The sequence below is a fragment of the Paenibacillus tianmuensis genome, from assembly GCF_900100345.1.
In the GTDB taxonomy this organism is placed as follows: Bacteria; Bacillota; Bacilli; order Paenibacillales; family NBRC-103111; genus Paenibacillus_G; species Paenibacillus_G tianmuensis.
This window is the reverse complement of the sequence record NZ_FMTT01000054.1, coordinates 26,886-36,303: the sequence shown is the minus strand read 5'-3', so window position 1 is coordinate 36,303 and position 9,418 is coordinate 26,886. Positions and strand designations below refer to the sequence as shown.

Genomic DNA, 9,418 nt, shown 5'->3' with positions numbered 1-9,418 from the left:
CCGCTCGACTTGCATGTATTAGGCACGCCGCCAGCGTTCGTCCTGAGCCAGGATCAAACTCTCCATTAAAGAAAAGCTGATAAAGCTCAAAATTTACTACTGACGAGAATTTTCATTCTCTTTATGACACTCACTCAATGTTCAGTTTTCAAAGGGCAATCCCCCAACAAAACCCATACTGTCAAGCATTTCAAGCTTTGTTGGTTGTTGTCACCTCGTTTAGCGGCGACTTTTATAATATATCACATTTACCTATTTTAATGCAAGCATTTTTTTAAAACCATTTTTTTAAAGCTGCTTGATTAAGTTTTTAAAGGCAGCCGTTTTTAGCGGCGAGATTTAATTTAACACATCTTAAGTTTGAAAGTCAACCCTTAAAATAAATAAAAATATCCGGCCGCTCGAAAGCAGCCGGACGATAACAACACTCTACTACTCTATCATGCCTTCGACGGGGCTGCTGGCAGACGCATAGCGCTTTTTGGGGATGCGGCCCGCCAAGAAGCCTTTGCGCCCCGCGACCACAGCCAGCTTGAACGCTTCGGCCATCAGAACGGGGTCCTGCGCACCGGCGACAGCCGTATTCAACAGTACGCCATCCGCGCCAAGCTCCATAGCTAAGGCAGCATCCGCAGGACCGCCAATGCCTGCATCGACGATAATCGGAACTTTGGCTTCCTCGATAATAAAACGCAAATTATTCGGGTTAACGATCCCTTGACCGGAACCAATCGGCGATGCTCCGGGCATAACGGCCGCTGCTCCCGCTTCCTGCAGCTTGCGAGCCAATATCGGGTCATCCGAAGTATAAGGTAATACGATAAAGCCTTCCTCTACTAAAATTTTCGTCGCCTCCAGCGTTCCTACCGGATCGGGAAGCAGCGTTTTCGGATCTCCGATCACTTCTACTTTGATCATATCGCAAAGCCCGGAAGCTTTGGCCAGGCGCGCAATGCGCACAGCTTCCTCTACGGTATAGGCGCCGGCCGTATTCGGAAGCAGCGTGAACTTTTTCAAATCTACCGTTTCCAAAAAGTTAGGCGCATCCGGGTTGTCGATCGGCAGACGGCGGATGGCAAAAGTCAATACTTCCGCATCCGAAGCCTGAACGGCCTGATCTTGAATCTTCAAGTCCGAAAACTTCCCCGTCCCGAGCAGCAGCCGGGAATGAAATTCGTAAGGTCCGATTTTTAACGTGTCGCTCATGCTGGTAGCTCCTTCAACATAAATTTTATTCAGCCCCCGCCGACAAAATGAACGATTTCGATCTGGTCGCCATCGTTCAGCCGGGCTTCCTCATACCGGGTGCGGTCAATAATTTCCCGGTTTAATTCGACAACCAAAATTTTATTGTCCAGTTTAAACGCCGAGAGCAGTTCGGCTACGGTAGCCGCGTTGTTCACTTCCCTCAGTTCCCCGTTCACAGTCAATCGCATCCTTATCACCTCCAGCCGTTTTGCCGATAAAAGCAAAAAAGCCAACCCGCAGGCGGGCCGGCCGAATGTTGTCTGCATACTTCATATGCAGTTTGCTGGCATTCGTCCACTTCCCTACGCTGGTATAATCCAGTGATGCCTGCTGTACGCAGACTTCATAACAGGTTCCAAGGGTCAAAGAACAGCTTCTTTTTCTCAGCTCTGCAAGTCGGAGCTCCCCTAGTGGCTATTTGATTGTCCGATCCATTATAACACAACGGTCAGTTTTTGACATCCTTATACCGCATCTCCAGCACCGATAGTTCCGGGTCATGGGTAAAGACGATTTCTTTAGCCAACGATTTTTTAACCAGCTTATTCAAGAGCAGCGGGAGATCCGCTTTAATGTCCGCCAGCTCAGGCTGCTGCTGCAGCTCCTGAAGACTCCAAGCTTCCTCGCGGCTGGCAAGCAGTTCGATCAGCGGCTTGCAGCAGCGCTCCATCTTGGACATGACGGAAAATTCGCTGGCCAGCAGCACCAGTTGAACGCGCTGTTTTAACGTCTCTTTACTTAACGTCAGCTCCTCGTACAGCTTGTACACGCCGGGATTGATCGTCTTCACCTGCCGCCAAACGGTTACCTCCGGATGATTGCCGGATTCGATAATGACGATTCGCGCCCAATGGTGCAGCGCCTCCAATATATTGTTGTATGCATCGAGCAAATGCTCGTCTAAGATGTATTCCTTACTTTGCGAATAGCATCGCAAAAATTTGGAGAACTCGATCAGCAGCTTGTGCTCTCTCAGCGGAAGAGGGAACTCAAGCACTTTATGCCGCAGGGTCTCCAAATACATATCCCGATCCAAAAGTATCTCCCCTTTTAAGATCCAATAAATAATATTGCGATACTCGCCGCGCAAAATCAGTTCATCCAGAGTATCCGGGCATATCCATCTTTCTTGTATACGGCGGTTGTCTTTTATATAATGAACTTGTTGATGAGCGTGTTCGTTATTGTTGCTGACAACCAAAAGCACAATGTCGAATCCGTCGGTGACAGCCGAGAACAAAGAAGGATTGTCGATGGCCGCTACGCTGATAACGGACTCGTCTTGACGGAGCCTTTCCACCCAATATGCTTTTAAGGAATCCATCGCGAAAGCCTCCTGACGATAGCCACATGCGTTCTTCATGAATAGTTATTTCTACATGAAGCCGCCGTTTCCTGCATTCTTTTGTGACGACACTCACAATTCTTACAAGAAAGAAGTGAAAGACATGAGATTCAAGTCAAGTAAAGTAAATGAATTCCGGCTGTGGGGGCTCCTGCTGACCATGGGCGGAATGCTTCTGATGATCCTCGGACTTGCCGGGATCGTCTTCGAATGGGGGTCCGCTGGCCGTATGCTTGCGGCCGTATGTATGGTCATCGGGGCCATTGCCATGCTGGTAAGCATGGGAATTTATTTTGCCGCGGGCATGATGTCGACCAGCGCTACGGTGATCGAATGTCCGGAATGCGGAAAACCAACCAAGATGCTGGGGAAAACGGACCGCTGCATGTTCTGCAAAACGATTCTGACGCTTGACCCGAAACATGCTCCGGCCACCGATTCGGGAGCAAACCCGACGACGCATCAAGCCGGGGAAACGACTTCTCCGTAACTCGCCATAAAATAAACCGGCTCTGCCATTTATCGTTCGATGGCAAGCCGGTTTATTTTGCTATTGATCGTTATTTTCTCGGAGCTTCCAGTGACGCACTGATCCAGTTCCACGCATCGGGATTCTCGAATCCTCTCCGCCACGATGCGACGCCGGCCAAATCGTACTTTTTCACGAGCTCGATGCGCGCCTTCACCGACGTTTCGTCTTCGATCCAAATTTTGTTGAGCTTGCCCGCTTCCGTATATTCGATGTAATTTTGTCCCGTTTCTGGGGAAAATACAGGGGTAAGCTGTTTCTCCTTGATGATGCGCTGGGGCATATCCATAAACACGGCTTTCGAGCTTACATTGGTTTTGCCGTTCTTTTTCGTTTCGGTCCATACCCGCGTATAGAAAGGAATGCTAAGAATCAGCTTGAACGGCGGGATCTGCTCTTCAGTCAGCAGGTCGGAAATCGACTTCTCCACCCACGGCAGCGAAGCGACGGAACCGGCCTTCGGACTGCTCGCCCAGTGCTCGTCATAAGCCATCAGCATCATATAATCGAGCGACTGGATCAGCGCTTTCCGGTCGTAAAACTTGGACCATGCCTCGCTGCTCGATTTGGCGGTGACATCCATGGAAACGACGAGGCCTTGCTCATGCATGAGCGGCGACATTTCCCGGACGAATTGAACCAAGTTTTGCTTGTCTTTTAAATTCACGTTCTCGAAGTCGATATTGATTCCTTGCAGCGAATAGATCTGCGCAAAGGCAAGCAGCTGCTTGATCATTTTCATGCGTTTGTCGTAAGTGGAGAGCGCTTGGGTCGTCCGTTTCTGCTCGAAGCCGTTGCTGAATAGCCCCCAAACTTGGTATCCTCTGTCGTGAGCCCATTTGACATAGGCAGGATCGGCCAAGTTTTTCAGATTGCCCTCGCCGTCCTCCAGATGGAACCACGTCGGACTGACCACATCCAGTCCCGGCATGTCGGGAATTTTGGCGGTGTCCGGATTTTTCGTCACGACCTGCTCCCAAGTCATATTGATTTTGCCGCTGATAGGCTTTTTAGCCGCGAACGGAGGCTCAGGATCTTTCTTCGGGATCACTTCGTCCCGGTCGGCAACCAACTGATCCTTGCGGATATATCCCATATAGCCGTTCGTCTGCTGCACCCGGTACCATTCGCCTTCCTCGCCCCATACGATCAAGCTCTCTCCCTGCTTCAAATCCGCATAAATCGGAGCTTTGATCGTCGGATCCCGCCGCATGGCAATCGTTTTATCAGGTTTATCCGGAATGGTCATCGTCTTGTACCACCGAATCGTCTCGCCTTCCTTAAACAGCAAGACGGCCCCCGTATCCGGCGATTCCCGCAAGTCGATCTTATATAATTCTTTCAGCGGATCGATCGGCAGGTATAAAATACCGCTTGACTTCTCAAGCGGGAATTTGAGCGTAAACGACTTTTCGTTGACCATCCCGGTCAACTGGCTGGTGCGAAGCCGGATCACTTTGTTTTGCGTCGTAATGATCGTCGATTCGCTCGCTTTCTCATAAACCAGCGTCGGATCGATCCGTCCCTTCACAATGTCGAACGGAAGCTTCAAGCTTTCCTTCTGCCCAACAGCGGGTTGGCCCAGCATACTGCCTTCGGAGAAGATCGGTTTGGGGTTGCCTTTAAAGTCAGGCTGCTCATGCTGCCAATTCGGGACATACTTGATCCATAAGTAAGCACCTAAACTAAGACCACATAGGAGGGCAAAAAACAACAGGACAAAGGTCGTCTTTCTTTTTTTGCGGCGCGACCCGCCTCCCGCTTCAAACGTCGGTTCCATGGTTTCACTCCCGTCACATGATGAGGCTAAGCTGATGGTTAAAGAAAAAAAGGACGCGTCTACCCGCAGCCGCGGGAATCCAGACACGTCCATTATGCCTTAATTCTACGAATCTATCATGTCGTCTGCTTGGCACAGTCCGAACAAATGCCGTAAACTTCCACCCGATGGCTTTTCACCTGGAATCCGGTCATTTCGCCGGCCGCTTGCTCCAGGTCGTCCAGCGGCTTGTAAGCGAAGTCGACCAGCTTGCCGCATTCCTCGCAAAGCGCATGATAGTGCTCGGACAAATCCGCGTCAAAGCGGCTGGAATGATCGCCATAGGTCATCTCCCGTACCAATCCGCTTTCGATAAATACCTTAAGGTTATTGTATACCGTCGCCACGCTCATGCTAGGATAAAGCGGCGACAACGCTTTATATATTTCATCCGCCGTCGGATGGGACATTGTATTGATCAAATAAGATAAAATGGCATGCCGCTGCGGAGTCATCCGAATACCCATCGTTTTGAGTTTGTTAAGTGCCTGTTCCAATGAATGTTTCAATAGTGCTCACCGCCTAATCCGGGAAAAAAAGTGTATCACTTTATTTTATCCGGAATTTCAGCAAATTGTCAATTGGTCCCCTGGATGGTAAGCCTGTCGTTGGTACGCAGCTTAATCGTATGCTTGCCGCTTCCAACCGTGCCTTTGACGCTATCCGCTTGAATGGACAAAGGCAGATCGGTTTTGATGCCTCCCTTGTCCCCTGTGCCGTCGATCCGGTAGTCGCCTTTTTGCGGAAGCTTGACCTCAAGCTTGCCGTGAGTCATTTTCACGTCCCAGTCGCCGTCGACAACCATGCTGCTCACTTCGATGGACCCGTTGGTCGATTGTAATTTTACGCCTTTAAACGTCCCCTGGGCGACGACGCTGCCGTTGCTCGTTTCGGCCTGAAGCGCTCCCGTCACATTGTCGATACGAAGCTTCCCATTGGTCGATTTCAGCGTCGTATCCCCTTGATGATCTGTCACCTGCATTTGTCCGTTTGTGGTTTTGAGCGTCATCGGTCCTGCTGTACGTTCGGTTTGAACTTTGCCGTTGGTGCTCTCCAAATTCAACTCGCCCTGCAGATTCTCAAGACGGATTTCCCCATTCGTCGTATGTCCATAGAGACGCTGCTTAATCGGCAGTCCGGATGCATCGATATTGCCATTGCGCATCTGCAGCTCCACATTGACTTTATGCTGAGCAGGCAGAGTGACGACCAGATCCATCCGCGGTTTGCGGTTTCCGAACAGGGCGCCGACGCCTTCGTATTCTTTGGATATAGCCTGAATGTTGAGCGTATTGCTGCTCACGCTGTGCTCCAGCTTGGATTCGTTCGCGAGTACTTGCGCATCGTCTTCGTTGACACCTTTAACATAAACCTTGACATCGACTTGAAGCTGGTCGACCGGCCCGGACTTAAGAACGACGTTGCCACTTTCATTGTCCACCTTCACGTTGTCGACGGGAGCAGGAAGCTCGATGGCGGTTATGCCTTTATCGAATTTCTTTCCTTCGGCCATCATATCGATCGTCCCGTTAACGGTCCAGCCGTTGAACTTTTTCAGAAGCTCACCGCTCTGGGTACTAATAATGACGATGGCAGCGATAAGGACCGCGAAAATAATCCCGCCAATGTCGAGCTTCAATTGACGATCGCTGTTTCCAAATTTGATATTGAACAAAATATATTCAATTCCGAGCAAAACAAACAACAGAGGCCACCAATCCGCCAGCATCGCAGTCAGGTGAGTGCCCGTCGTCTTGTCGGCTATTACGGCACCGCCGACACATACGAGCAAAATTGCCGCCGTGTAACGGCCTGCCTTATGCATTGGAATTCTCTCCTTATTTTTTCCTGGATTCTTTATAGAACATGTAAACCCCGATGGCAATCAAAATAACGGCGCCAAACGACGAACCGACAAAGTCAAATACGCGTTCGAGCCACTGCGGCTTGCCTCCGGCCAGAAACAACAGCACGCCCGCTGCGATGAGCGCATAGCCGAATATGTTTCCCTGACGCAGTTTGCGCAGCGGCTTCTCGGATGCAAACGGGGAATCCCCTTCCATCCGGGGTTCGTCAAAATATAGGGGATGCCCGTACCCGTTAACCCGATCCGTCTGCTGCAGCGCATCGAAGATATTGTAGAAGTAAGTGACGGGCATAAGCAGAGAAAACAAAACGATCAGCGGAATGCTTCCCGCTCCGTTGGTAGCGAAATATACAATGGCGAAGATATTCATCATAAACAGCAGCATGATCCCCAAGCCCCGCTGCATCAAACCCAGATATAACTGTCCGGTGCCTGGAATAAAAAACGAAAATAACCCGGCTAGCCATTTGTTCTTATGAGGCTTCGGTCTGAAAAAAGGATCGAACGGCGGTTTTTGGGACTGCCCCCACCGTTCCATTCGTTCCCGCAAAAACTCGTCTTCCCGATCCTCACGATGATAATGTGGGCCTTTCGGTTGGTCCTGCATTCGTAGATTCCCTCCTTATGACAACAATTGGCGCGATACCGATTCGACGATGTGGAACAATTGAAGGGCGCCGGTACGAACGTCGGCCTCCCATTGATTCGGATCCAGAGACATCAGCTTCCCGAATGCGCCGGAAACGATAAATAGGAACGTAGCAGCCATGGCGACCATCCCGTGAAGCAGCTCGGTACGCCAATAAGGCTTCCATTTGCGCCGGGGCGAGGAAGCTTGCGCCTCGAACGCCGGGTAATCCGGCAGCGGCCGATCCGGTGACGCATGCGCTCTTCCCGAACGCACAGCGGACATGACACGGTCCGTCAACTCTGCAGGCGCCTGTTCGACGGCAAGCTGATCCAACATCAGTTCGACGTCCAAAAAGTCGGACAGTCTCCCGCGGCATGGAGCACAAGCCTTCATGTGACGTGCGATCCGATGGTATTCCAATTCAGAGCAGCTTTTATTCAGAAAGCGTAGCAGCTCTTGATCGTTTGGATGCATGATGGTCATGTCCCCGCACCTCCAGCCATTTTTCTTTAAGCAGCGATTTGCCGCGATACAGTCTCGTTTCAATCGTCTTCATCGGCAGCCCGGTCGCATCCGAAATTTCTTGATACGACAACTGTTTGTAGTGATACAAATACAGAATGAGCCGGTATTTGTCCGGCAGATCGGCGAGCAGCCGCTGCATCGTTTCCTGCTCTTCCTTTTGCAGCGCGCGGGCCTCGGGCTCTTCCCGGCGGTCTCCGAACCAGCCCTTAATTTTGTCCAGAATCGCTTCGTACGGCTTGCGCCGCTGCGAACGCCTGTAGTCGGTGACCAGATTGACGGTCATCCGGTAAAGCCAAGTTTTAAACTTGGCGTCGCCACGAAAGTTGGCGAGGGAACGGTACAGCTTGATAAATACTTCCTGAGTCAAATCTTCGGCTGTTTCGCGATGTAAGGTCATGCGATAAATCAGCGTATAGATATAGTCCTGATAACGTGCCATCAATACCCGGTACGCTTCTTCATCCCCTTGACGGATTAGGTCGACCAGCTGTTCATCCGCCATGCTCTCCACATTGCTCACCGCCTTGATCTGCGCTCTTGAAACCTTAGACGCCGTTCCTCCCCGAAACCCCTTCAAAACCATTCAAAAAGTTTTATTTTAATCGCAGGAAACGGACCGGACGCCATCCAGCCGCATCAGATCTTCGACGGTTTGGCTGACATTGTCGCCTTTGGCAAGCCTCAGTGTGAGGGTGATGTAAATGAAGTCCTCTTCTTCCGAAGGCATCTCTTCGACGGAAAGCTTCTGGATTACGCTTCCTTTATCGGCAAGCAAAACTGTAACTTTGCCGATCAAGCTCGGCGTATCCAGCGCTTTCAGTTGAATATGGTGCAGCTTTTTGGCGCGGAAGTATTTTTTCTCCACCAGGTTAAGCACAAACAAACTGATCAAGGCAAACACGCAGCTTAGTGCGGCCGCATAATAAAAGCCGGCTCCCGTCGCAAGACCGATCGCGGCTACCACCCATAGGGAAGCGGCCGTCGTGAGGCCGGTGATCGATTTGCCTGTATATAGAATGGTGCCCGCACCGAGAAATCCAATTCCGCTGATGACTTGGGCAGCCAGACGGGACGGGTCCAACCGTACGTTGTCCAGCTTGGTAAATTCGGAAAAACCATACATGGATAAGAGCATAATCAGCGTGGAACCAAGGCAAACGAGCATGTGCGTGCGCAGTCCGGCGGCATGGCTGCTCTGCTCCCTCTCGATTCCGATCAAGCCGCCGAACAGCAGCGACAATACCAATCTGAGCGTAATATGAAGCGTATCGATCGTCCATGGATCGTGCATAAATGAAACCGCCTCCCTTACAAACAAGATATTGAAGATATTGTAACACGTCATGCTCTTCCGATGGAGACCTGGTAAAAATATTCCGCAGAAAAGTCATTGACTTCGGTACAGTTGCAGGTAGACTAAAGAAGTGAAACGTTTAAATTAAGCATGGGACAAG

General features: G+C 50.6%; 11 protein-coding genes and 1 rRNA gene. 1 reads left to right on the top strand and 11 read right to left on the bottom strand.

The window, feature by feature from the left end; genetic code table 11:
* The 4 genes from BLO51_RS24875 to BLO51_RS24860 all read right to left on the bottom strand — a co-directional run.
* Positions 1-69, bottom strand: a 16S ribosomal RNA gene (locus tag BLO51_RS24875); the annotation flags it as partial.
* Positions 70-432: 363 nt separating this feature from the next.
* A complete protein-coding gene (locus tag BLO51_RS24870; RefSeq protein ID WP_090676121.1) occupies positions 433-1,206 on the bottom strand; it encodes a thiazole synthase in 774 nt (257 codons plus the stop codon).
* A 29-nt stretch (positions 1,207-1,235) separates the two neighbouring features.
* Positions 1,236-1,436 (bottom strand): sulfur carrier protein ThiS, encoded by a 201-nt coding sequence (thiS, locus tag BLO51_RS24865; protein ID WP_090676120.1) that lies wholly within the window; start codon positions 1,434-1,436, stop codon positions 1,236-1,238.
* Between the two features lie 260 nt (positions 1,437-1,696).
* Positions 1,697-2,611: a nucleotidyltransferase-like protein gene (locus BLO51_RS24860; protein ID WP_245719814.1), complete on the bottom strand. Its 915-nt coding sequence runs from the start codon at positions 2,609-2,611 to the stop codon at positions 1,697-1,699.
* Between the two features lie 85 nt (positions 2,612-2,696).
* Between BLO51_RS24860 and BLO51_RS24855 the strand changes: the two genes are divergently transcribed.
* Positions 2,697-3,083, top strand: a complete 387-nt coding sequence (locus BLO51_RS24855) for a DUF2614 family zinc ribbon-containing protein (RefSeq protein ID WP_090676117.1) — start codon at positions 2,697-2,699, stop codon at positions 3,081-3,083.
* Between the two features lie 70 nt (positions 3,084-3,153).
* Here the strand turns inward: BLO51_RS24855 and BLO51_RS24850 are convergent, their stop codons facing one another.
* The 7 genes from BLO51_RS24850 to BLO51_RS24820 form a co-directional block, all read right to left on the bottom strand.
* Positions 3,154-4,902 (bottom strand): glycosyl hydrolase family 18 protein, encoded by a 1,749-nt coding sequence (locus BLO51_RS24850; RefSeq protein WP_090676115.1) that lies wholly within the window; start codon positions 4,900-4,902, stop codon positions 3,154-3,156.
* 116 nt (positions 4,903-5,018) lie between these two features.
* The gene (locus BLO51_RS24845) at positions 5,019-5,450 is read right to left on the bottom strand and encodes a Fur family transcriptional regulator (RefSeq protein WP_281180424.1); all 432 of its coding nucleotides are present in this window, start codon (positions 5,448-5,450) and stop codon (positions 5,019-5,021) included.
* A 68-nt stretch (positions 5,451-5,518) separates the two neighbouring features.
* Positions 5,519-6,766 carry a DUF4097 family beta strand repeat-containing protein gene (locus BLO51_RS24840; RefSeq protein ID WP_090676113.1) on the bottom strand — a complete coding sequence of 416 codons (1,248 nt, stop codon included), beginning with the start codon at positions 6,764-6,766 and terminating at the stop codon, positions 5,519-5,521.
* 13 nt (positions 6,767-6,779) lie between these two features.
* On the bottom strand, positions 6,780-7,415 hold the full coding sequence (locus tag BLO51_RS24835; RefSeq protein WP_090676112.1) for a hypothetical protein: 636 nt from the start codon (positions 7,413-7,415) through the stop codon (positions 6,780-6,782).
* Positions 7,416-7,430: 15 nt separating this feature from the next.
* Complete coding sequence (locus BLO51_RS24830; protein ID WP_090676110.1) at positions 7,431-7,790, bottom strand: hypothetical protein; 360 nt, start codon at positions 7,788-7,790, stop codon at positions 7,431-7,433.
* 82 nt (positions 7,791-7,872) lie between these two features.
* On the bottom strand, positions 7,873-8,484 hold the full coding sequence (locus tag BLO51_RS24825) for an RNA polymerase sigma factor (protein WP_245719813.1): 612 nt from the start codon (positions 8,482-8,484) through the stop codon (positions 7,873-7,875).
* A gap of 78 nt (positions 8,485-8,562) precedes the next feature.
* Positions 8,563-9,255 (bottom strand): MgtC/SapB family protein, encoded by a 693-nt coding sequence (locus tag BLO51_RS24820; protein WP_090676106.1) that lies wholly within the window; start codon positions 9,253-9,255, stop codon positions 8,563-8,565.
* Positions 9,256-9,418 lie beyond the last annotated feature (163 nt).